This is a genomic window from Pseudonocardia sp. N23, assembly GCF_002583555.1.
In the GTDB taxonomy this organism is placed as follows: domain Bacteria; phylum Actinomycetota; class Actinomycetes; order Mycobacteriales; family Pseudonocardiaceae; genus Pseudonocardia.
The window spans coordinates 1-259 of the sequence record NZ_BEGX01000171.1 but is presented as its reverse complement, the minus strand read 5'-3'; the positions used below and the strand labels follow the sequence as shown (position 1 = coordinate 259).

Below are 259 nucleotides of genomic sequence, written 5' to 3'. Positions count from 1 at the left end.
GCAGCCGCCAACACGTCGAGTCCGACGCCACCGCCCCGAACTCGAGTCGCCCTGGTCACGCAGCACGTCGATCTCCGAGATCGTCGTCGCGCCGGCGGTCACGGCGACCGCGAGGTCCACCAGGACCCGTCCCGGGTCATGCCGGGTCCCGGGCCGACACAACTCGTCGAGGGCCTGGGACAACTCGGCGGTCAGCGTGGTCCGATCGGCGACGTCGGCCAGCAGCCGCGACCCGGCATGCGACACGACCCCGGCCCCG

Annotated in this window: 1 pseudogene; it reads right to left on the bottom strand. The window is 73.4% G+C overall.

Annotation, left to right across the window (positions count from 1 at the left end):
* Window positions 1-259, bottom strand: a pseudogene (locus TOK_RS31435) (hypothetical protein); the annotation flags it as partial.